This window comes from Paenibacillus sp. P4_A9 (genome assembly GCF_056402415.1).
Window position 1 is genome coordinate 1 of sequence record NZ_JBFUHL010000245.1, and the last position, 592, is coordinate 592.

At 49.5% G+C, this 592-nt stretch carries 2 rRNA genes; both read left to right on the forward strand.

Features of this window, described 5'->3' with window-relative positions:
* Positions 1 to 235 (forward strand): 16S ribosomal RNA (locus AC1DVJ_RS31285); the annotation flags it as partial.
* Positions 236 to 442: 207 nt separating this feature from the next.
* Positions 443 to 592 (forward strand): 23S ribosomal RNA (locus AC1DVJ_RS31290); the annotation flags it as partial.

The following is a 592-nucleotide window of genomic DNA, read 5'->3' on the forward strand; positions in this document are numbered from 1 at the left end:
CAGGCTGCAACTCGCCTGCATGAAGTCGGAATTGCTAGTAATCGCGGATCAGCATGCCGCGGTGAATACGTTCCCGGGTCTTGTACACACCGCCCGTCACACCACGAGAGTTTACAACACCCGAAGTCGGTGGGGTAACCCGCAAGGGAGCCAGCCGCCGAAGGTGGGGTAGATGATTGGGGTGAAGTCGTAACAAGGTAGCCGTATCGGAAGGTGCGGCTGGATCACCTCCTTTCTATGGAGACTCGGTCTTGATAAGACCAGTCAAGTGTGTTTAACACACAAATCGCTTACTCACTCGTGTTCAGTTTTGAAAGAGCAATCTTTCAAAAACATTTTTACAAGTTGTTCCTTGAAAACTAGATAACGAAACAAAAACGTAAAGTAAGAACTTAGGTTGCTTGATCTTCGGATCTCGCAAAAATCTTTAAAGTTTTTTCTAGGTTAAGCTAGAAAGAGCACACGGAGGATGCCTAGGCACTAGGAGCCGAAGAAGGACGTGGCGAACGACGAAATGCCTCGGGGAGCCGTAAGCAGGCTTTGATCCGGGGATGTCCGAATGGGGGAACCCAGCTGTGGTAATGCGCAGTTA